At 69.3% G+C, this 20,790-nt stretch carries 21 protein-coding genes, 2 tRNA genes and 1 other RNA gene; 13 read left to right on the top strand and 11 right to left on the bottom strand.

Translation table 11 applies throughout. From position 1 onward, the window contains the following. Positions 1-52 precede the first annotated feature (52 nt). From JKG67_RS07195 to leuE, 3 genes are read left to right on the top strand one after another with little or no spacing between them, the layout of a single operon-like run. Positions 53-1,030, top strand: a complete 978-nt coding sequence (locus JKG67_RS07195; protein WP_203336566.1) for a hypothetical protein — start codon at positions 53-55, stop codon at positions 1,028-1,030. 55 nt (positions 1,031-1,085) lie between these two features. Further along, on the top strand, positions 1,086-1,580 hold the full coding sequence (locus JKG67_RS07190; RefSeq protein ID WP_203336565.1) for a nitroreductase family deazaflavin-dependent oxidoreductase: 495 nt from the start codon (positions 1,086-1,088) through the stop codon (positions 1,578-1,580). A 58-nt stretch (positions 1,581-1,638) separates the two neighbouring features. Further along, positions 1,639-2,292 (top strand): leucine efflux protein LeuE, encoded by a 654-nt coding sequence (gene leuE / locus JKG67_RS07185; RefSeq protein ID WP_203336564.1) that lies wholly within the window; start codon positions 1,639-1,641, stop codon positions 2,290-2,292. A 73-nt stretch (positions 2,293-2,365) separates the two neighbouring features. On the opposite strand, the gene JKG67_RS07180 is transcribed toward leuE, so the two are convergent. Further along, positions 2,366-2,451: transfer RNA gene (locus JKG67_RS07180), tRNA-Ser, on the bottom strand. Between the two features lie 111 nt (positions 2,452-2,562). Between JKG67_RS07180 and ffs the strand changes: the two genes are divergently transcribed. The 7 genes from ffs to JKG67_RS07145 all read left to right on the top strand — a co-directional run bounded on the left by ffs (position 2,563) and on the right by JKG67_RS07145 (position 8,925). Then, an RNA gene (ffs, locus tag JKG67_RS07175) (signal recognition particle sRNA small type) lies at positions 2,563-2,653 on the top strand. A 136-nt stretch (positions 2,654-2,789) separates the two neighbouring features. Then, positions 2,790-4,841 (top strand): DNA polymerase III subunit gamma and tau, encoded by a 2,052-nt coding sequence (locus JKG67_RS07170; RefSeq protein ID WP_203336563.1) that lies wholly within the window; start codon positions 2,790-2,792, stop codon positions 4,839-4,841. An 18-nt stretch (positions 4,842-4,859) separates the two neighbouring features. Further along, entirely contained in the window at positions 4,860-5,294 is a 435-nt protein-coding gene (locus JKG67_RS07165) for a YbaB/EbfC family nucleoid-associated protein (RefSeq protein ID WP_203336562.1), read from the top strand. Between the two features lie 9 nt (positions 5,295-5,303). Further along, positions 5,304-5,900, top strand: coding sequence for a recombination mediator RecR (recR, locus tag JKG67_RS07160; RefSeq protein ID WP_203336561.1), 597 nt, complete (start codon positions 5,304-5,306; stop codon positions 5,898-5,900). Further along, on the top strand, positions 5,897-6,523 hold the full coding sequence (locus JKG67_RS07155) for a DUF5063 domain-containing protein (protein ID WP_203336560.1): 627 nt from the start codon (positions 5,897-5,899) through the stop codon (positions 6,521-6,523). The genes recR and JKG67_RS07155 overlap by 4 nt, the downstream gene beginning before the upstream one ends. Before the next feature lie 75 nt (positions 6,524-6,598). After that, a complete protein-coding gene (locus JKG67_RS07150; RefSeq protein ID WP_307816466.1) occupies positions 6,599-7,879 on the top strand; it encodes an aspartate kinase in 1,281 nt (426 codons plus the stop codon). Further along, on the top strand, positions 7,876-8,925 hold the full coding sequence (locus JKG67_RS07145; protein ID WP_203336559.1) for an aspartate-semialdehyde dehydrogenase: 1,050 nt from the start codon (positions 7,876-7,878) through the stop codon (positions 8,923-8,925). Before JKG67_RS07150 ends, JKG67_RS07145 begins: the two co-directional genes overlap by 4 nt. 6 nt (positions 8,926-8,931) lie before the next feature. Here the strand turns inward: JKG67_RS07145 and JKG67_RS07140 are convergent, their stop codons facing one another. From JKG67_RS07140 to JKG67_RS07130, 3 genes are all read right to left on the bottom strand, one after another. Continuing rightward, the gene (locus JKG67_RS07140; RefSeq protein WP_203336558.1) at positions 8,932-9,843 is read right to left on the bottom strand and encodes a hypothetical protein; all 912 of its coding nucleotides are present in this window, start codon (positions 9,841-9,843) and stop codon (positions 8,932-8,934) included. Between the two features lie 63 nt (positions 9,844-9,906). Then, positions 9,907-11,493 (bottom strand): ABC transporter permease, encoded by a 1,587-nt coding sequence (locus JKG67_RS07135; protein ID WP_203336557.1) that lies wholly within the window; start codon positions 11,491-11,493, stop codon positions 9,907-9,909. Continuing rightward, entirely contained in the window at positions 11,490-12,395 is a 906-nt protein-coding gene (locus JKG67_RS07130; protein WP_203336556.1) for an ABC transporter ATP-binding protein, read from the bottom strand. The genes JKG67_RS07135 and JKG67_RS07130 overlap by 4 nt, the downstream gene beginning before the upstream one ends. Before the next feature lie 60 nt (positions 12,396-12,455). Between JKG67_RS07130 and JKG67_RS07125 the strand changes: the two genes are divergently transcribed. Then, complete coding sequence (locus JKG67_RS07125) at positions 12,456-12,953, top strand: GbsR/MarR family transcriptional regulator (RefSeq protein WP_203336555.1); 498 nt, start codon at positions 12,456-12,458, stop codon at positions 12,951-12,953. Positions 12,954-13,014: 61 nt separating this feature from the next. Here JKG67_RS07125 and JKG67_RS07120 read toward each other — a convergent pair. Further along, positions 13,015-13,091: transfer RNA gene (locus tag JKG67_RS07120), tRNA-Pro, on the bottom strand. Between the two features lie 197 nt (positions 13,092-13,288). After that, entirely contained in the window at positions 13,289-14,212 is a 924-nt protein-coding gene (locus JKG67_RS07115) for a metallophosphoesterase (RefSeq protein WP_203336554.1), read from the bottom strand. Between the two features lie 26 nt (positions 14,213-14,238). On the opposite strand from JKG67_RS07115, the gene JKG67_RS07110 reads away from it, so the two are divergent. Then, positions 14,239-14,697, top strand: a complete 459-nt coding sequence (locus JKG67_RS07110; protein WP_203336553.1) for a GatB/YqeY domain-containing protein — start codon at positions 14,239-14,241, stop codon at positions 14,695-14,697. A gap of 6 nt (positions 14,698-14,703) precedes the next feature. On the opposite strand, the gene JKG67_RS07105 is transcribed toward JKG67_RS07110, so the two are convergent. Then, a complete protein-coding gene (locus JKG67_RS07105) occupies positions 14,704-17,070 on the bottom strand; it encodes a transglycosylase domain-containing protein (protein WP_203336552.1) in 2,367 nt (788 codons plus the stop codon). A 246-nt stretch (positions 17,071-17,316) separates the two neighbouring features. Between JKG67_RS07105 and JKG67_RS07100 the strand changes: the two genes are divergently transcribed. Beyond that, positions 17,317-17,610, top strand: a complete 294-nt coding sequence (locus JKG67_RS07100) for a WhiB family transcriptional regulator (RefSeq protein ID WP_203336551.1) — start codon at positions 17,317-17,319, stop codon at positions 17,608-17,610. A gap of 3 nt (positions 17,611-17,613) precedes the next feature. Here JKG67_RS07100 and bagB read toward each other — a convergent pair whose 3' ends face one another. The 4 genes from bagB to JKG67_RS07080 are packed head-to-tail and all read right to left on the bottom strand — an operon-like array spanning position 17,614 to position 20,784. Then, positions 17,614-18,783 (bottom strand): ArsA family ATPase, encoded by a 1,170-nt coding sequence (bagB, locus tag JKG67_RS07095; RefSeq protein ID WP_203336550.1) that lies wholly within the window; start codon positions 18,781-18,783, stop codon positions 17,614-17,616. Beyond that, positions 18,780-19,793 carry an ATPase BagA gene (gene bagA / locus JKG67_RS07090; RefSeq protein ID WP_203336549.1) on the bottom strand — a complete coding sequence of 338 codons (1,014 nt, stop codon included), beginning with the start codon at positions 19,791-19,793 and terminating at the stop codon, positions 18,780-18,782. The genes bagB and bagA overlap by 4 nt, the downstream gene beginning before the upstream one ends. Further along, on the bottom strand, positions 19,790-20,386 hold the full coding sequence (locus tag JKG67_RS07085; protein ID WP_203336548.1) for a pyroglutamyl-peptidase I: 597 nt from the start codon (positions 20,384-20,386) through the stop codon (positions 19,790-19,792). The genes bagA and JKG67_RS07085 overlap by 4 nt, the downstream gene beginning before the upstream one ends. After that, a complete protein-coding gene (locus JKG67_RS07080; RefSeq protein WP_203336547.1) occupies positions 20,383-20,784 on the bottom strand; it encodes a pyridoxamine 5'-phosphate oxidase family protein in 402 nt (133 codons plus the stop codon). Before JKG67_RS07080 ends, JKG67_RS07085 begins: the two co-directional genes overlap by 4 nt. Positions 20,785-20,790 lie beyond the last annotated feature (6 nt).

The following is a 20,790-nucleotide window of genomic DNA, read 5'->3' as shown; positions in this document are numbered from 1 at the left end:
TCGGGCGCGGTGCTTCTTGGTGCTGGCATGTGTGGCCGTGTTGGGAGGGTGTGTGCAGGCCGAGCCCCGTGATCTGTTGATGTCGGCCAGGTTTGAGACGGTTGACGGTCCACAGATGTGGGTGCAGTTGCCGATGGGGCAGGTGCACGTGGCGGTGGGAGACCCGATGGAGGTTGTTCCCCCTGAACTGACGAACGAGCCCGGTGGGTCAGCGGCTGATCCGGGCTTCATGTTTGTGCCTTTGGTGGTGGAGTGGAATCTGGAGGGGAGGCCGTTCATACCCTCGTTCGGCAGGCAGCCATCTCCTGAACCGGTGCTGTCGCTGAGCATTGGTGAGGAGGAGTATCGCCTGGGCCGGGTGTCCATGCTGTTCACGGAGGGGGCAGAGCCGGCGGAACTGCGCCGTGGTGGCTACTTCTTGCATGTGCCGAAGGTCGAGGTGGAGGTCTCGACATTGGCGTTGCTGGTGGAGTTCGACGGGGTGAGGCAGACGGCGTATCCCGATGGGAGTCGTGATGCGGGTGAGGCGGGTGGCCTGTATGGGTTGCCCACGTACGTGGAAGGCCAATCGTGTGCTGAGGAGACCTGGGAGATCGAAGGGACGTTGCGTGGATATGAGCCGCGTTTGGACTGTTTGGTCAAGGTGCTGGACTACCCCTATCTGGCTGGGCACGGGTGGGCTCATGATCTCGCTGCGGATCACTCTTGGGTGATTGTCGAGGCGAGCGCGCATTTCAGCGGCGTGGTGACGGAGGCCGGTCAGGCGGCCTGGGAGGGCTGTCAGCCCCGCCCGGGTAGGGCGAATGTCGCGGTGTCGCTTGGGGGTGACGAACCGATGGTCGAGTTGTCCAGTTCGACGCCAACCTGGGGGAGCTCTGTCTCGCCGCGCCTCCTGGTGGCGTTCCTTGCTCCACGTGGTGACGACGCGCTTCTTCAGATTGAAGGGACCTTCGGGTGCTTTGTGCTGACGCCAGACGACCTGGTCGACCACGTCCTAAAGGTGAGTCAGGAAGTGCGGGTGAGTCGATGAGACCACGGGCGCCCAAGCTAGGATGTGGAACACGTTCTAGTAGAGGAGCTTGCTGATGGGACGCTTGTCATTGCCGGAGGAGAAGCCGCCGGGCCTGGACTCGCCGGGTGCTGCCAAGGCGATCAAGGTGATGGCCCGGGTGCAGGTGCGGGTCTTCAAACTCACGAACGGTCGGATCGGCAACAAGTGGCGGATCGGGGCCGGCTTCCGCAAGCCGGTGCCGACGCTGCTGCTGGAGCACGTCGGACGCAAGTCGGGGACCCGCTTCACGACCCCGCTGCTCTACCTCGAAGATGGCGACCGGCTGGTCGTCGTCGGGTCCCAGGGTGGGATGCCCAAGCACCCGCAGTGGTACTTCAACCTGCGTGCGAACCCGGACACACGGGTGCATCTGAAGAAGCGTCGCGGGGTTCAGGTGACTGCTCGAGTGGCCGACCCGGACGAGCGCGCCGAACTGTGGCCGCGTCTGGTCGAGCTGTACGCCGACTTCGCCAAGTACGCCAAGTGGACCGACCGAGAGATCCCGGTGGTGATCCTCAGCCCCCGCTGAGACACCTCACAAGCGAAAACCACTGCTCGGTCGGGTCGGTCGGTGGCAGGATGTGCCCGTGCTGGGCGTGATCAACCTTCCGACGTACCTGGTCGGGCTCGTGTTGATCATCCTGCTGCCCGGCCCCAACTCGCTGTACGTCCTGTCCGTGGCCGCTCGCCGAGGGGTGGGGACCGGCTACCGCGCCGCGATGGGGGTATTCACTGGCGACGCGGTACTCATGGCGCTGTCGGCCGGGGGCGTGGCCTCACTGCTTCAGGTCACCCCGGGCGCTTTTGCGGTGATCAAGTTCCTCGGTGCCGGCTATCTGGGCTGGTTGGCGCTCGGCATGCTCCGGGCCGCCCTCGCCACGTGGCGCGGGCGGCGAGAGGTGGTGACGGTCGGCGACACTCCGCCGCCTGCTTCGATCGAACGGCCCTATCGGCGCGCATTGGTGATCAGCCTCCTCAACCCGAAGGCGATCCTCTTCTTCGTGGCCTTCTTCGTTCAGTTCGTCGATCCGACGTACCCGAACCCGGTGGTTTCGTTCCTGGTGCTCGCCACCTTCGCCCAGGCTGCATCGTTGGCGTACCTGTCGCTCCTCATCTTCGGTGGCGCGCGGTTGGCCGCCGGATTCCGGACGCGGCACCGCACCTCCGCCCTCGCCACCGCCGGAGTCGGTGCGATCTTCATCGCCTTCGCGGTCAAGCTGTCGGTGGCCAGCGCTGGCTGAGACCCCCGAAATGACAGACAGCCAGCCCCAAGTCTGGGACCGGCTGTCCGGTATCTCCTGAGAGATCACACGGCGGAGGTAGGGGGATTCGAACCCCCGAGGGCTATTAACCCAACCCGCTTTCCAAGCGAGCGCCATAGGCCACTAGGCGATACCTCCGCCGAGGAGGTTACCCGTCCTGGGGCGTTCCGCTGAAATCCGCTCCCTGGTCGGGACGGCCCGGACAGGGTCGCGTTGGTGGGCTGACCCACCCTCCCTTAGACTCGGGGCAACCCCCCGTGCGGCGACATCTTGCCGAACTCCCCCAGGGCCGGAAGGCAGCAAGGGTAAGCGAGCTCTGTCGGGTGCATGGGGGGCCTTTGCATGTAGCCACATGCCTCGAGGGGGCGGGTTTGGTTGCGGCCACATGCCTCGAGGGGGCGGGTTTGGTTGCGGCCACATGCCTCGAGGGGGCGGGGTGGGTGTCGGTTGTCGGTCCCGGTGGTTAGTGTTCAGGGGTGGACTCGCCCCTCGCCCTGTATCGCCGATACCGGCCGGAGACCTTCGCCGAGGTCGTCGGTCAGGACCACGTCACCGAGCCGCTGCGCGCAGCCCTGGCGAACAACCGCGTCAACCACGCCTATCTCTTCTCCGGCCCCCGCGGCTGCGGCAAGACCACCTCGGCCCGGATCCTCGCCCGCGCCCTGAACTGCGAGAAGGCGCCGATCGCGGACCCGTGTGGTGAGTGCGAGTCCTGCCAGGAACTCGCCAGGGGCGGCCCCGGCTCCATCGACGTCATCGAGATCGACGCCGCCTCCCACGGCGGCGTCGATGATGCCCGCGACCTGCGCGAGAAGGCGTTCTTCGCGCCGGTGAAGAGCCGCTACAAGGTCTACATCATCGACGAGGCGCACATGGTCACCACGCAGGGCTTCAACGCCCTGCTCAAGCTCGTCGAGGAGCCGCCCCCACACCTGCGGTTCATCTTCGCCACCACCGAGCCGGAGAAGGTCATTCCGACCATCCGCTCCCGCACCCATCACTACCCGTTCCGACTGATCCCGCCCCGGCTGCTCTCCGACTACCTCGCGGAACTGTGCCGTCTCGAAGAGGTGCAGATCGAGCCGGCCGCGCTGCCGTTGGTGGTCCGTGCCGGGGCCGGCTCGGCCCGGGACACCCTGTCGGTCCTGGACCAACTCCTCGGCGGGGCGGGCCCCGCCGGAGTCACCCACAAGCTCGCCACCGACCTGCTCGGGTACACCCCCGACACGCTCCTGGACGACGTGGTGGACGCCTTCGCCGCCGGTGACGGCGCGGGTGTCTTCGGAGTGGTCGACCGGGTCATCGAGACCGGCCAGGACCCGCGCCGGTTCGCCGAGGACCTGCTCCGGCGGCTGCGCGACCTGGTGATCATCAACGCCGTCCCGGACGCGCCGGCCACTGGGCTCATCGACGTCTCCGAGGACGCAGCCGAGAGGCTGGTGGCCCAGGCAGCTCGCTTCGGTGGCGGCCAACTCGCCCGCGCTGCCGACCTGCTGGCCACCGGACTGACCGAGATGCGCGGAGCCACGGCCCCCCGGCTGCTCCTGGAACTCATCTGCGCCCGGGTGCTGCTGCCTGCTGCCGACGACAGCAACGACGGCGTCCTGGCCCGCCTGGACCGGCTGGAACGACGGATGAGCATCGCTGCCCCGGCAGTCGGGTCGCCGCAGGCCCCGGCACCCGCCGCGTCCAGCACGCCCCGACCAACTGCGGTCGCCCCGGCCGCCGCCGAGCCCGCTGCGGAGCCTGCCCGACCGCCCGCGGCAGAGCCCGCCCTGGACCCTGCCCGACCGCCCGCCGCTGAGCCCGCCCCGGAGCCCGCCGAGTCGCCAGTTGTCCCGCCAGCCCCTGCCGAGCCTGCCGCGAGCTCGTCGCCGCAGGCGACCAGTGCGCTGAACCTCGCCGACGTACGACGACTCTGGCCCGACGTCGTCGAGGCCACCAAGAAGCGGCGTCGAGTCACCTGGATCCATCTGACCCAGCACGCGCAGGTCGTCGCCGTCGACGGCAACACCCTCACCCTCGGCTTCAGCAACTCCGGGGCGCGTGAGAGCTTCGCGGCCGGCGGAAGCGACGAGATCGTCCGGCAGGCAGCCCTTGACGTGATCGGTCACGCCTGGACCATCGACGCCATCGTCGACCCCGGCGCAACCGCTGGCGGGGGGGCTCCCGCCCCGACCGGGGACCGGTCCGGCTCCCGTAGCGCACCCGCCGACAGTCGGGCTGCCCAACCCGCCCCGATGGCGCCCCCCGATCCGAACCCCACCGGGGAAGCGGGCCCGCCCGACGAGGACGCCGCCCGCCCCGCCGCGCCCACACCGGACGCCCCCGCCGAGTCGAGCGGCGTGCCTGCCGCCGTCCGGGACGCCCTCAGGAACGGCCCCGCCGAGGCGCCAGCACCGCCCCGCGACCCCGACGCCGACGTCGACCCCGACGACCCGGTGATGGACGACAGCGACCTGGCCGGCGCGCAACTGCTGCAACGCGAGCTCGGGGCCCAGATCATCGACGAGATCCCTCACAACTGAGCGCAACCAGGAGACGCCATGACGCAGAACCCCTTCGGAGAGAACCCGCTCGACGCGCTCGGTGAGGCCCTCGGTGGCGCCCTCGGCGGACCCGGCGGCCTGGACATGGGCGCCCTGCTGGAGCAGGCCACCCAGATGCAGCAGCAACTCGTCGAGGCCCAGGAACGACTCGCCGAGACCGAGTTCAGCGGCACCGTGGCCGGCGGAGCCGTCACGGTCGGCGTGAGCGGCGTCGGTGAGCTCAAGTCGGTCCAGATCAAGGCAGGTGGCTTCGACGGCACCGACGCCGACGACCTGGCCGACCTCGGCGACATGATCGTGGCCGCCTACCGCGACGCCAAGGCCAACGCTGACGCGGAGGCCGCGGACCTGCTCGGGCCCCTCGCGGGTGGCATGGGCGGCGGACTGCCGGGTCAGGGCGGCCCTGGGCTGCCCGGCGGCCTCGGCTTCTAGCAGGCCACGTTGTACGAAGGCATCGTCCAGGACCTCATCGACGAACTCGGCCGACTCCCCGGGATCGGCCCCAAGAGCGCGCAGCGGATCGGCTTCCACCTGCTGCAGGCCGACCCCGCCGACGTACGCCGGCTGGCCGACGTACTCATCGAGGTCAAGGCCAAGGTCAAGTTCTGCCGGGTCTGCTTCAACGTCTCCTCCGACGTCGAGTGCCGGGTCTGTCGTGACCCGCGCCGGGACGGCTCGGTGATCTGCGTGGTGGAGGAGTACAAGGACGTCGTCGCGATCGAACGGACCCGCGAGTTCCGCGGCCGCTACCACGTCCTCGGCGGCGCGATCTCGCCGATCGACGGCGTCGGACCGGAGCAGTTGCGGATCCGGGAACTGATGACGCGGCTGGCCGACGGGGCGGTCACCGAGGTGATCCTGGCCACCGATCCCAACCTCGAGGGCGAGGCCACCGCGACGTACCTCACCCGACTTCTCAAGCCTTTGGGGTTGCGCGTAACGCGACTTGCCAGTGGACTACCAGTAGGGGGGGACCTCGAGTACGCCGACGAGGTGACCTTGGGACGGGCATTTGCCGGGAGGAGAGCAGCAGAATGAACGATGCAGATCCGCAGGTGGTCGTGCGTGACGACACCCTGGCCCGCGACGAGGGCAGCGTCCGGCCCGAGCTCGCCGAGTTCGCCCAGCAGATCGCCGACCAGGTCGCGTCGTTCCTGCTGGCATTGCGGGCACTCGCCAAGGAGCCGAACGCCAGCCGTGCCGTCTCCCTGCTGCTCCTGGAGGTCTCCCAGGTGCTGCTCGCCGGCGCCAGGCTGGGCGTCCAGACCGACTTCACCCCGGTCACCGAGTTCCAGCCCGACGCCGGCCCGGACCCGGACCTGGACGCGATGCGGCTGCGGCTCGCCGAGATGCTGGGCGACCTCGACACCTACGCCGAGCTCTTCGATCCCTATGGGGAGCCGGACGTCGTGGTCTCCAACCTCTCCGACGACCTCACCAGTGTGGCCACGTCGCTGGCGCACGGGCTGCGGCATTTCAGGGCCGGCCGGGTCACCGAAGCACTGTGGTGGTGGCAGTTCTCGTACGTCGCCAGCTGGGGGTCCGAGGCCAGCGCCGCGCTCCGCGCGCTGCAGGCCGTGGTCTCCCACGACCGCCTCGACGCGGACATCCCCGGCGAGGACGACCAGCTCGCCGCGGCCAATGAGATGCTGGAGAACTGACCTCTCCGCACCGAGTAGAATCGCCCTTCGGCCAGCCCTGTCCGGGCGACACACCAGAACCTCGAAGGACCAACCGTGGGCGACTCCAGCATCGTCGTACAGAAGTACGGCGGTTCCTCCCTCGCGGACGCTGCTGCCATCAAGCGGGTGGCCCGCCGGATCGTGGAGAGCAAGAAGGCCGGGTACGACGTCGTCGTCGCGGTCTCGGCGATGGGTGACACCACCGACGAACTGCTCGACCTCGCCGCCGGCGTGAGCCCGCTGCCGCCCGCCCGGGAGATGGACATGCTGCTCACCGCCGGTGAGCGGATCTCGATGGCGCTGGTCGCGATGGCGATCTCCGACCTCGGGTTCACGGCCCGCTCGTTCACCGGCTCCCAGGCCGGTGTGATCACCGACTCGGTGCACGGCAAGGCCAAGATCATCGACGTCACCCCCGGCCGGATCTCCTCGGCCCTGGCCGAGGGGCACATCGTGATCGTGGCCGGATTCCAGGGCGTCTCCGCGGACACCAAGGAGATCACCACCCTGGGCCGGGGCGGCACCGACACCACCGCCGTGGCGCTCGCCGCCGCGTTGGGCGCCGAGTCGTGCGAGATCTACACCGACGTGGACGGCGTCTTCTCCGCCGACCCGCGGATCGTGCCCACCGCGCGCAAGCTGGACCGGGTCTCCTACGAGGAGATGCTGGAGATGGCCGCGTCCGGCGCCAAGATCCTGCACCTGCGCTGTGTCGAGTACGGGCGCCGGCACGGCATCCCGATCCACGTCCGCAGTTCGTTCAGCCAGCTGGAAGGTACCTGGGTCGTCGACGACCCGACGGAGGGAAACACCATGGAACAGGCCATCATCGCCGGCGTCGCCCACGACCGCAGCGAGGCCAAGGTCACCGTCGTCGGAGTGCCCGACAAGGTCGGCGAGGCCGCGGCCATCTTCGAGGCGCTGGCCGACGCACAGACGAACATCGACATGATCGTCCAGAACGTCTCCGCGGCCGCCACCAACCGCACCGACATCTCCTTCACCCTGCCCCGCACCGACGGCCAGGCCGCGATGGAGGCGCTCGCCGGGATCCAGGACGTCGTCGGCTACGAGAAGCTGCTGTACGACGACAAGATCGGCAAGGTGTCCCTCATCGGAGCCGGGATGCGCTCGCACCCGGGCATCACCGCGAAGTTCTTCACCGCCCTGGCCGAGGCCGGGGTCAACATCGACATGATCTCCACCTCCGAGATCCGGATCTCGGTGGTGGTGGCCGACGAGCAGGTCGACGCCGCGGTGGCGGCCACGCACACCGCCTTCGACCTGGACGCCGACGAGGTGCAGGCGGTCGTGTACGGAGGGAGCGGACGATGAGCAACGGCGTACGTATCGGCGTTGTCGGCGCCACCGGCCAGGTCGGCGTCGCGATGCGGCAGATCCTGGCCGAACGGAACTTCCCGATCGCCGAGATCAGGTTCTTCTCGTCAGCCAGGTCCGCGGGCAAGGTGCTCGGCTTCGCCGGCCGTGAGGTCGTCGTCGAGGACGCCGAGACCGCAGACCCCACCGGCCTGGACATCGCGCTCTTCTCCGCTGGCGCCACCGCGTCCCGTGCGCTGGTGCCTCGGTACGTCGACGCCGGCGTGATCGTCGTCGACAACTCGAGCGCCTTCCGCAAGGACCCGGCCATCCCGCTGGTCGTCTCCGAGGTCAACCCCGAGGCGATGGCGGACGTGATCGCGGCCGGTCGCGGCATCATCGCGAACCCGAACTGCACCACCATGGCGGCGATGCCGGTGCTCAAGCCGCTGCACGACGCGGCCGGGCTGACCCGACTGGTGGTCTCCACCTATCAGGCCGTCTCCGGCTCCGGCATCGCCGGCGTCGAGGAGCTCGCGAACGGGATCGCGACCGCCGGAGAGAAGGCTCGGGAGTTGGCCTACGACGGCTCCGCAGTGGACTTCGGCGAGCCCGGGGTCTATCGGCGGACCATCGCGCACAACGTGCTGCCGTTCGCTGGCAATCTGGTCGACGACGGGCTCAACGAGACCGACGAGGAGCAGAAGCTGCGCAACGAGTCCCGCAAGATCCTCGGCATCCCCGAGTTGCTGGTCTCCGGTCTCTGCGTCCGCGTCCCGGTCTTCACCGGCCACTCGCTGGCGATCAACGCCGAGTTCGCTGCCGAGATCACTCCGGAGCGCGCCGTCGAGCTGCTCCGGGCTGCTCCCGGTGTCGAGCTCACCGACATCCCCACGCCGTTGCAGGCGGCGGGCAACGACCCGTCGTACGTCGGTCGGATCCGGCAGGACGAGGGAGTTCCGGGCCGCCGCGGTCTGGCGCTCTTCGTCTCCGGCGACAACCTGCGCAAGGGTGCGGCCCTGAACACGGTGCAGATCGCCGAGCTGGTGGCTGCGGCTCGCTGAGCGGGCTCAGCGCTGGATCTCGTAACCCTCTTCCTCTGCGGCCTCCATCACGGTGCCGGTGATCCAACTCGAGAAGACGAACGACCCGGCGGCGACCAGCGGCACCACCAGCAGCATGAACGGTGAGAACAGCGCGTCCACCAGCAGCAGCAGGGCGATCACCGCGACCAGGCCGACGCCGAGCAGGCTGGTGCTGCGCGGGTCCGGCTGGGAGAAGGCACTCAGCAGCCAGCCGCCGATCAGGACGAGGCAGATCAGGATCGCCACCAGCATGAAGAATCCGGCGCCGCCGCAGGACGTCGTCCCTCTGGCCATCGTGCACAGGCTCAGGGAGAGGTAGGTGGCCCCGACGGCCAGCAGGCCGATGATGATGCCGGTGATCGCGGAGGCCTGCCACCACGGCAGGGTGGGTAGCCGCAGGCTCGGCATCGATGGGGCACGGAATCCCGGCTTGGGGGCGGGTGGCTCGGTTGCCACCGCCGAATCCTCGGGTGCGGCCGGCAGGTCGTCGAGGACCACTGTCTCCTCGGCGAGCCGTTCGTCCGCCCACTGCTCGGCGACGTCGGTGTCGGTGAACTCGGGGTCGGTGACCTCAGTGTCGGTGAACCCAGTGTTGGTGACCTCAGTGTCGGTGACGGGGGCCAGGTCCGGCTCTTCGAAGTCGTCCTCGTCGAGTTCGTCGTCCGGGTCGACGTCGACGACCTCATGTTCGGCATCCTCGAACTCGACGTCCTGGTCGATGCCGACGTCCTCGAGGTCACCCTCCTCGTAGTCGGCACCCTCGATGAACTCTTCGGCCGCCGTCTCGTCGTCGACGAACTCAGGCTCCGGCGCAGCCGCCTTCTTCTTGCGGCGGAAGGGGCTGAACGACGGCAGTTCCAGGGAGGGGCCGTCGTACTCCGGGTCCTTGCTTGGCATGGACCTAGTTTGCCATGCCCGGGCACGGCGCGGCGGTCGCCGCGGTCGCCGCCGCGCCGGGGATCACGTGGTGACGATGTCTCGGCGCCTCAGCCCCAGGAAGCCCAGTGCGAGCAGCGCCGCGGCGACCAGGGACAGAATCACCAGGGGCCAGGCCTCGGCGCTCTCCGCAGGCACGGCCGGGGTGTGCCAGAACGGCGACAGCGCGGACAGCCAGTCCGGGAACCGGAGTAGGTCGCTGAGCATCGTCTGGACCAGCGCACAGGCGAACACCAGCCATCCCCAGGCGGTGCTGGTCCAGCCCCAAATAGCGAAGGCACCCGACGCCACTACGGCGATGGCGGGCAGTTGGACCAAGGCGCCGGACAGTCCCAGCCACAGGTGGTTCGAGTTGCCGTCCATCAGTGCGTAGACACCGCCGAACGTGAGTGCGACCAGGGTCAGCAGGACAACCGTGGCCAGGCCGCTGACCAGCAGGTTGGCACTTGCCCACCGCCAGCGGGGGACTGCGGTGGCCAAATGGGCCTCGGCCCGACCGGATTGTTCCTCGGTCCGCAGGCGCAACACCGACATCACCGTGAAAGCAGCCAAGAGACTGGCCTGGAAGCGACTGATGTAGGCCACGAAGAAGTCGATCAGCGCCTCCCCGGCCGCGCCGTCCCCGAACATGGCCGCCGCCTCGGGGTTCTGCTCCAGCATCTCGGGCACCTGGGTGACGATCGAGCCGTAGAGGGCGGCCAGAAGCAACAACAAGGCACCCCACCCGAAGATGAGTCCGCGCTGGGTGCGCCAGACGAAGCCGGTGTCCGTGGACAGCAGGCCGGAAGCGCGTGGCCGGCCGAGTTTGGGCTCCAGCAGACCCCCGCCGACGTCGCGACGTGAGCCGAGTGCCGCGGTCAGCAGGAAGCCCAGCGCAGCGCCGGTGACCAGCACCAGGAGAACCCACCAGCGACGCTCACCGAAGGACTCGACCGCCTGCGCCCAGCCGAAGGGGGAGAGCCAGACGGCAGGGCTGTCTCGGATCGCGGCTATACCTCGGATCGCGAAGGTGATCGCGATGACCGCGCCGCCGATGCCGAGGGCCCCTCTGCCGGTCACCGAGACCTGCGCGGCAACGGCAGCGCTGGAGGCGAAGACCACGCCGAGCCCAGCCAAGCTCGCCCCGAAGGCGAGCGAGCCGCCCGCCTCCACTCCGGCGACGATGAAGGCCCCCGCGATCAGCGCCCCGGTCATGACCGAGGCGAGGATCGCCACCGTGAGCGCGGCCAGCACCGGTGCGTGCCTTCCGACCACTGTGGAGCGGACCAGTTCGGTGCGCCCCGCCTCCTCGTCAGAGCGGGTGTGCCGGACGACGGTGAACAGCACCATCAGGCTGATCAGGATGCCGGCCATGAAACTGACCTCGTTGACCGCGATGCCCCCGATGGTGTCAAGCCCGGCCTCGCGGCCAGCCATGATCAGGTTGGTGATGTTGTCGCCCATCATCCGCGAGTAGAGAGCAATCTGCCGGTCGTCGCTGTAGAAGTCGATCACTGCGTTTGCGCTGAACAGTGCCATCGTTGCGTTGCCCAGGATCCAGGCGGGCAGAATGAGCCTGTCGCGTCGCAGGATCAGCCGGACCAGGTGTCCGGTGCCTGTGTAGTGCTTCACGCCGACTCCTGGCCGGGGATCTCGCCGTACTGGCGCATGAAGAGTTCTTCCAAGGTGGGCGGGTGTGCGCTGAGCGACGTCAGGCCGGCCGCGGACAGGGCCGCAATGGCCGCGTGCAGGTGCTCGGCGTCGACGTCGAAGGTGACCCGGTGGTCGTGCACCTCGGGGGCGTGTACGCCGGGGATCTGCGACAGGTCGGGGATCGGCCCCGACGTCTTGGCGGTCACCGTGGTTCGGGAGAGTTCGCGCATCTCGGTCAGGCTGCCGGTCTGCACATTGTGGCCCTCGCGGATGATGCTCACCCGATCGCACAGCGCCTCGACCTCGGCCAGGATGTGACTGGACAGCAGCACGGTCGCGCCGCGAGAGGTCATCTCGTGGACGCACTCCTGGAAGGTGGCCTCCATCAGCGGGTCCAGCCCGGAGGTCGGCTCATCGAGCAGGAACAGCTCGGCGTCCGAGGAGAGCGCGGCGACCAGGGCGACCTTCTGCCGGTTGCCCTTGGAGTAGGTGCGCGCCTTCTTGCGAGGGTCGAGCTCGAAGCGCTCGATGAGCTCGGCCCGCCTGGTCTCGTTGAGACCGCCACGCATCCGTCCGAGCAGGTCGATGATCTCGCCGCCGGTCAGACCCGGCCACAGCATCACGTCGCCGGGCACGTAGGCGATCCGGCGGTGCAGCTCCGCGGCGTGCGCCCAGGGGTCACCGCCGAGCAGCCGGGCGGTGCCGCTGTCGTGGCGGAGCAGCCCCAGGAGAACTCGGATGGCGGTGGACTTGCCGGCCCCGTTGGGGCCGAGGAAGCCGTGCACCTCGCCGGTCTCCACATGCAGGTTGAATCGGTCCAGGGCGCGCACCGGCCCGAAGGTCTTCACCACGTCGACCAGTTCGATGGCTGTGTTCGTCATGGCCATGAAGGTACACGACTTTCAGTAGATTCTGAATCTAATTAACGTTACCCTTCCGCCATGGCGAATCCTGATGCGGTCCGGCAGGCGGTCGAGCGGTTCGCCGCCGCGTTGGAGACCGTTGGCCTGCAACGGATGCCGGCTCGGGTGTTCGCCTTCATCCTCATCGATGACGCTGAGACCTACTCGGCGAAGGACCTCGCTGAAGGTCTCGGGGTCAGTGCCGCCTCCATCTCCGGGGCGGTGCGTCAACTCGTCGAGGGTCGGCTGATCTTCAGGGAGAGTGTGCCCGGCACCCGTGCTGATCAGTTCAGAGTCAACGACGACGACCTGTGGGGGACGATCCTGCGCAGTCGGTTCCAGATGCTCGATCAGTTGATCGACACCGTCGACGGCGCGGTGCGGCTCCTCGGGGTGGGTACGCCGGGAGCTCGTCGGATGATGGAGACGCAGGCATGGTTCGAGTTCAATCGAGACACGCTGGGCCAGCTCCTCGACGACTGGGGCGCGCAACGGGACCGTCGTACAGAGGAGATCGCGGGCCGGTTGTCGGGCTGAGAAGGCCTTGAAATGCAACGATGTCCCGCGACACCAGCCAACGGTGTCGCGAGACATCACATGGTCGGGGTGACAGGATTTGAACCTGCGGCCTCTTCGTCCCGAACGAAGCGCGCTACCAAGCTGCGCCACACCCCGATTGCAAGTCGCTGACGCTCCTCACAAGCAGAGCGAGCATACCGGAGGCCTGACGGGCGGCCGAATCCGGGGGGAGTCTCTCGGATTCGGGCCGTGGCGCCGGCCACAAACCCCACCTCGGCGGGCCACGAACCCCACCTCGGCGGGCCACGAACCCCACCTCGGCGGGCCACAAACCCCACTTCGGCGGGGGGGGGTTAGGGGTGGGGGAGGAGGGTGAGCAGGGTGGCCTCCGGACGACAGGCAACGCGGACACGGGTGAACGGGCTGGTGCCGACACCGGCCGACACGTGCAGCCAGGATGAGCCGGGGTCGCCCGGGGCGGAGGCGGCCGGGTGGCGGTGCAGGCCCTTGGCCCGGGCCGGCTCCAGGTCGCAGTTGGTGGTCAGCGCCCCGACGAAGGGGACACACACCTGACCGCCATGGGTGTGGCCCGCCAGGATCGCGTCGTACCCGTCCGCGGCGAACTGGTCCAACACCCGCAGGTACGGCGCGTGAGTGACCGCCAGCCTGAGGTCGGCCGCGGGGTCGGCCGGCCCGCGCACCGCGGCCAGGTCGTCGTAGCGCAGATGCGGGTCGTCCACCCCGGCGAACGCCAGCGAGGTGTCGCCGACCGTCACCGTCCGTCGCAGGTTGGTGAGGTCCACCCAGCCGGCGCCGTCGAAGGCCTTCTGCAGGTCCGGCCACGGCAACTGCGGCACATCGGTGCTGCGCCGGCCGTCATCGGTCATCAGGTAGCGCAGCGGGTTGCGCAGCACCGGCGTGTAGTAGTCGTTGGAGCCGAACACGAAGACCCCGGGCACGTCCAACAGCGGCCCCAGCGTGTCGACCACCACCGGCACGGCGTCCGGATGCGCCAGGTTGTCGCCGGTGTTCACCACCAGATCCGGCTTCAGCGCGGCCAGTTCACGCAGCCACTCCTGCTTGCGCTGCTGCCCCGGGGTCATGTGGATGTCGGACAGGTGCAGCACCCGCAGCGGGCGCTGGCCCGGGGGCAGCACCGCGAGGTCGAGGGTGCGCAGCGTGTACGCCCGCGCCTCCCAGGCGGCGTACGCCGTGCAGGCAGCGCCGAGGACGGTGCCGTAGGCAGCGGCGCGGCCGGCAATCCGGATGAAGCTCACCCCGCAAGGCTGCCACAATGGTCCGCATGAGTGCTCTCAAGGACCGTCTCCGCGCCGATCTCACCACCGCCATCAAGGCCCGCGACGAGCTCCGGTCGTCCACGCTGCGGATGGTCCTCACCGCGATCACCAACGCCGAGGTGGCCGGCAAGGCCGCGCGCGAACTCAGCGACGACGATGTCATCGGGGTGCTCTCCTCGGAGGGGAAGAAGCGTCGCGAGGCGGCCACCGCCTACACCGACGCCGGTCGCAGCGAACTGGCCGAGAAGGAGCAGGCCGAGGCCGCCGTCATCGCCGACTACCTGCCCGTCCAGTTGACCGAGGCCGAGATCGCTGCCCTGGTCACCGCTGCCGTCGAGCAGGCCGGCGCCGCCGGCGAGGGGATGAAGGCGATGGGCAAGGTGATGGGCCTCGTCCAGCCCCAGGTGAAGGGACGCGCGGACGGCGGCGTGGTGGCCGCCGAAGTGCGCCGTCAACTGGGCTGAGCAGACTCAGCGATCCCGGCCACGCCCCGGGGAGCGGCCGTCATCGTCATCATCGTCGTCGTCGTCGTCCTGCTGCTTCTTCTTTTTCTTCTTCTTCGGCTCGGGACCCAGCGAGGGGTGGATCACGATCAGGTCGCCGGCGCCGAACATGGTGCCGCCGGTGGGGTTGGTGCGGGCCACCGTGTCCTTCGGGGCCGGGGAGTGCACGGCGTTGCCGACACTGGTGGTGAAGCCGGCGTCCTCCAGCACCTGCTGGGCCCGCTCGATGCTCATCCCGTGCGTGCTGGGCACCGGGGTCAGGAACCCGGCGATCTCGCCACGGGCCGGAGTCTCGAAGGGCACCGGGTCCAGGTACGGGGTGATCGCTCGCATCGCGTCGCCCCAGATCGGGCCGGCGAAGCCGGAGCCGCTGGCACTGGCCCGATAGATGCCACCGACCGTCTGTCGGACCAGGGTCAGCCAGTGCCCCTGCTCGTTGGCCCCGGCGATCATCGACGCGGCCGCGATCTGCGGCGTGTAGCCGACGAACCAGACCGCCATGCCGCTGTTCGTGGTGCCGGTCTTGCCGGCGGAGGGGACCGACGGAGCGATCCGACCGGCGAAGCCGCCCGGGGCGGTGACACCCTTCAACACGTCGTTGACCGCGTCCGCGACCGCGCTCGGCAGCACCTGGCGGCACTGGTCGGCGTAGGTCTTCAGGGTGTTGCCGGACAGGTCCTCGATCGCGGTCACCGGACGGGTCTCGCAGTGTTTGCCGCGGGCCGCGAAGGTCGCATAGGCGGCGGCCATCTGCAGCGGGCTCACGTCCGTGACGCCCAGCGCGAACGAGGGGACCATCTGTGAGGCCGGGTTGTCGAGGGTGATCCCCATCGCCTGGGCCAGTTCGAACGGCTCACAGATGCCGGTGCGCTGGGTCAACTGGGCGAAGAAGGTGTTCACCGACTGGGTGGTGCCCCGGTAGAGGTCGAAGGTGCCCGAACCCGTCGAGTTCTTCGGCGACCACACCTGGCTGCTGGCGTAGGGCTGGTCGTCACAGACCGTGAACTCCCGCTCCCGGATCGAGATGGACTGCGGTGAGTTGATCTTCGTGTTGAGCGGGATGCCCTGGTTGATCGCGGCTGCCAGCACGAACGCCTTGAACGTGGAGCCGGCCTGGAAGCCGTTCGCGTCGCCGTACTTCTTGTCCACGACGTAGTTCAGGAACGTCTGCCCCGCGGCCCGGTCGGTGCCCATCGGCCGTGACTGGGCGACCGCCTTCACATGCCCGCTGCCGGGCTCGACCATCGCCAGCGCGCCGATCGCCTGGTCGGTCGGGTAGACATGCCGGCTGACCGCCTCGTCGGCCGCGTCCTGGAAGTTCACGTCCAGGGTGGTCCGGACGGTCAGCCCGCCGGTGTAGAGCAGTTCCTTGCGCTCCGCGCGGGTCTCACCCAGCGCCGGGTCCTCCATCAGGTAGCGGACCACGTAGTCGCAGAAGAACGGCGCCCGGGAGTTCACGCAGCCGTTGCGGGTCTGCTGCACGTCCAGTCCGAGCCGCCGGGACTTGGCCTTATCGGCCTGCTCGCGCTCGATCACGTTCAGCTGGGCCATCCGGTCCAGCACCACGTTGCGGCGCTCCCGGGCGCGCTCGGGGTTCCGGGTCGGGTCGTAGGCGGACGGGCTCTGCACCAGTCCGGCCAGCATCGCGGCCTCGCGCAGGTTCAGCTGCTTCGCGTTCTTGTTGAAGAAGTGGCGGGCCGCTGCCTGCACGCCGTAGGCGCCGTCGCCGAAGTAGGCGATGTTGAGGTAGCGCTCCAGGATCCACTCCTTGGAGTACTTCTCCTCGATCGCGATGGCGTACCGGAGCTCACGCAGCTTCCGCGCATACGTCTCGTCGGTGGCGGCCTTGCGCTCCTCGTCGGTCTCCGCCTGGGTGATCAGGGTCAGCTTCACCATCTGCTGGGTCAGCGTCGAGCCGCCCTGGACGACACTGTTGCTGGCTTGGTTGGTGACCAGCGCACGGACGGTGCCCTTGAGGTCCAGCGCGCCGTGCTGGAAGAACCGGTAGTCCTCGATGGCGACGATCGCCTCGATCATCCGCGGCGAGATCTGGTCCAGGGCAACGGTGACGCGGTTCTCGTCGTACAGGGTGGCCAGCACGTTGCCGTCGGCGTCCAGCAGCGTCGAGCGCTGCGCCAGCGGGCGTGCCTCCAGTTCCTCAGGAAGCTCGTCGATGCTCTGGGCGACAGTCTTGGCGCCCAGGCTGGCGACCCCGGCGAAGGGGATGGCGAGTCCGGCGACGATCACGCCCAGCACGACGGAGACCAGGCCCATCACCGCAAGGTGGGAGAGGACCCGAGGAGCTGTCAGACGTTCCGAAGCAGGGCGTGCCATGGCTCCCAGCGTACGTGAGGGGCCGGTGGGACTCCGATTCCGCGGAACCGGCGGAACAGTTGGCCGCGCACCCCCCTCCGCCAGCCGATGGGTGGAACGGCCTAGTCATTTCGGGCCATACACATTTGGGCACTCCGTGTCTGTGTATGCGGGGCTGGATTCTTTACGTTCTTTACCTGGGGTTGAACCGGGACGACGGGCCTCCTGAATGGTTCCTCGTCCCCCACGGAGGAAATGGGGACAATCATGTGGGTCGATGACTGGGCGCCGTCCGCTGCCTGCCGACAGGCGGAGCCGGACCAACTGTTCGTACGGGGCGCCGAACAGAACCAGGCCAAGAAGATGTGTGGCGCCTGTCCGGTCCGCACCGAATGCCTGGCCGAGGCGCTGGAGAACCGGATCGAGTGGGGCGTCTGGGGCGGCATGACCGAGCGGGAACGCCGCGCCCTGCTGCGCCGCCACCCCAACACCTCGTGGCGGGTGATGCTTGAGGCCGCCCGGGGCGAGCAGCCGCTGGCGCCACTCTCCGAGGCTGTCTGACGCTCAGCCGCTGGCCAGCAGCGCCCCGACCTGACGCAGGCCGTCCAGGTCGTGTACGTCGCTGGGCAGGGCCGGGACGACCGTCATCGGCACGTCCGGGTGCCCGGTCGCGAAGCGGCTGATCAACCGCGCTTCGGAGGCGACCATCCGGGCCCGGTCGCTGTGCAGGCGCAGCAACGCCGCCGTCACCGAGGCCTCCCCGTTCAGGCGGGCGGCAGCGGCCATCGCCTCCTCGGCCGACATCGTCGACTCGGGCTGCTGGCTGGCCCGGTTCACCACCAGCCCGGCCAACGGCATCCGGTCGGCCTCCAGGCGTTCGGTGAAGTACGCCGCCTCCCGCAACGCATCGGGCTCCGGGGCCGCCACCACCAGGAAGGCCGTCCCGTCGGCCTGCAGCAGCCGGTAGGTCTGCTGGGCCCGCTGCCGGAACCCGCCGAAGAGGGTGTCGAACGCGGCCACGAAGGTCTGCATGTCGCGCAGCACCTGGGCGCCGACGATCTTGGTGAGGGCGTTGGTGATCAACCCGAGGCCCGCGCTCATCAGCCGCGCCGGGCCCTTGGCCGGAGTGAGCAGCAGCCGGATGAACCGGCCGTCGAGGAACGAACTGAGCCGTTCGGGGGCGTCCAGGAAGTCCAGCGCCGACCGCGACGGTGGCGTGTCGACCACGATCAGGTCGTAGCTGCCGTCTTTGCGGGCCGCCCGGTGGATCTGGCCGAGCTTCTCCATCGCCATGTACTCCTGGGTGCCCGCGAACGACGTGGACAGCGCCACGTAGAACGGGTTCTCCAGGATCTGGGCGGCCTTCTCCGGGGTGGTCTGGCTGATCACCACCTCATCGAAGGTGCTCTTCATGTCGAGCATCATGGCGTCCAGGCCGCCCCCGCGGCTCAGGTCGAGCCCGGTCACCGGGCGCGGAGTGTTGTCGAGCCGCTCGATCCCCATCGCCTGCGCGAGCCGCCGGGCCGGGTCGATGGTCACCACCACCACGCGGCGGCCGCGCTCGGCGGCCCGCAGCGCCACCGCGGCCGACGTGGTGGTCTTGCCGACCCCCCCGGAGCCGCAGCAGACGATGATGCCCACGGCGGAGTCGTCGATGAGCGCGTCGACGTCCAGGCGGGGGGCGCGGGCGTCGGTGGCGGCCAACGGGCCCACCCGGGTGTGTCGGCGCGTCATGCCATCCCCTGTCGTCGCAACTGTGCGGCCAACTCGTAGAGGTCGCCCAACTCGACCCCGCCGGCGATCCTCGGCAGCTCGTAGGTGGGCACCCCCAGTTGCGCCACGAGTTGCCGTTGGCTGTCCTCCAGGCCGCGTCGTACCGCATGGTCGTGTGCCTCGGTGAGCAGCCCGTCCAGCAGGGCGTCGTCCACCTCCAGGCCGGCCTTGCGCAGGTCCTCCTCGATGCCGGTCCGGTCGAGTTCGCCGGCGCGGGCCGCCGCCAGCGTCTCGGCCGACAGGTCCTGGGGCCGGACCAGGTTGACCACGACACCGCCCACCGGCAGATCGTTGGCGCGCAGGTCGTCGATGCCGTCGGCGGTCTCCTGGACGGGCATCTCCTCCAGCACCGTCACCAGGTGCACCTTGGTCCGCTCCGACCGGAACAGGGTCATCACCGTGTCCGACTGGCTCTTGATCGGCCCCACCTTGGCCAGCCCGGCCAACTCGGAGTTGACGTTCAGGAACTGGGTGATCCGGCCGGTGGGCGGGGCATCGAGCACCACCGCGTCGTACCGGATGGCGCCCTTGTTCCGGCTGTTGCGTTGGGCGGCCTCGTACACCTTCCCGGTCAGCAGCACGTCGCGTACGCCGGGGGCGATGGTGGTGGCGAAGTCGATCACCCCGAACCGGTCCAGGGCCCGGCCGGCTCGGCCGAGCTTGTAGTACATCGCCAGATACTCCAGCAGCGCCGACTCGGGGTCGATGTGCAGTGCGTGCACCACGCCGGCATGCCCGTCAGGTCCGGGCAGCCCCTGGGCGATCCGGATCTCCGCATACGGCAGCGGCTCCACGTCGAACATCCGGGCGATGCCCTGACGCCCTTCCACCTCGCAGAGCAGCACGTTCTTCCCGGTCGAGGCGAGTGCCAGCGCGAGCGCGGCCGCGACGGTGGACTTGCCGGTCCCGCCCTTGCCGGTGACGACGTGCACCTGGACGTCCGGCCAGTCGGAGGAGGCTGCTTCGGTCACGGTCGGCAGCCTAGCGCCGTGACCCGGACCGCGTGGCCCAGAGCGCGGGCAAGATCGGTCACCGGCACCGTCGGTTCCTCCCCGTCGAGTTCGGGGGCCGGGACGTGCACGAAGCCGGCCGGGCCGTCGGTGAGGCCCAGCAGCGCGTGGAAGAGGTGGTTGCAGACGAAGCGTCCGGCATCGTGGGACGGCTCGGCCGGGAGTCCGTCGGCGACACAGGCCGCGACGATCAGGTCCACGTCCAGGCGGGTCCTGCGCAGCGGCGCTCCGGCCGGGTCGATCGGACGCTGCCGGGGCTGCTCGCCGGCGTTGTCGGGGATCCGGGCGTCGTCGAGGTTGACCGCCCGCGTCTCCGGGGTGATCGCCGTCCTGCCCCACCCCTCGCCGACCGCGATCACCGCGTCCGGCCGATGCTCGCCGACCAACTCGGCCAGCGCAGCCACCGAGCCGGCGAACTCCACCGGCAGCACCGCGGTGACCAGCCGGATCGCCGGGTCCGACCACGTGTCGCCCAGCAGGCCGACCGCCTCGGCACTGAGGTTGCGGGTCCGGCCGCCGAAGGGCTCGAAGCCGGTGAGCAGGATCGTGCTCATGGCAGGTTGCCCAGCGTCCGGGTCACCGAGATCCGCACCGCCACCCGATCCGGGTTGGGGCGCGGGGTGCGGTACCGCTCGGCGTACCGGGCGCAGGCGGCGGCCACCTGGTCGGGGTCCTCGACGATCTCGGCGGTGCCCTCCAGCGAGGCCCACCAGCGGCCCTCGACCTGACCGACGGCCACCCAGGCAGGCTGCACGGCGCGGATGTTGCGTGCCTTGACCGAGTTCCGTGAGGTCAGCGCCCAGGCCGCGTTCGCCTCCGGCTCCAGGACCACCCCCATCGGAGTGACGTGCAGGCTGCCGTCAGGGCGTTGGGTCGTCACCGTGCAGTGCCGGCGCTCCCGCCAGAACTCGACGTACGCCGGATCGGTGAGGGTGAAGGTGCGCCGGGTCATGCAGGC

It is taken from the genome of Nocardioides limicola (assembly GCF_016827675.1).
In the GTDB taxonomy this organism is placed as follows: domain Bacteria; phylum Actinomycetota; class Actinomycetes; order Propionibacteriales; family Nocardioidaceae; genus Nocardioides; species Nocardioides limicola.
The sequence above is the reverse complement of the archived record's forward strand: the minus strand, read 5'-3'. Positions and strand labels throughout refer to the sequence as shown.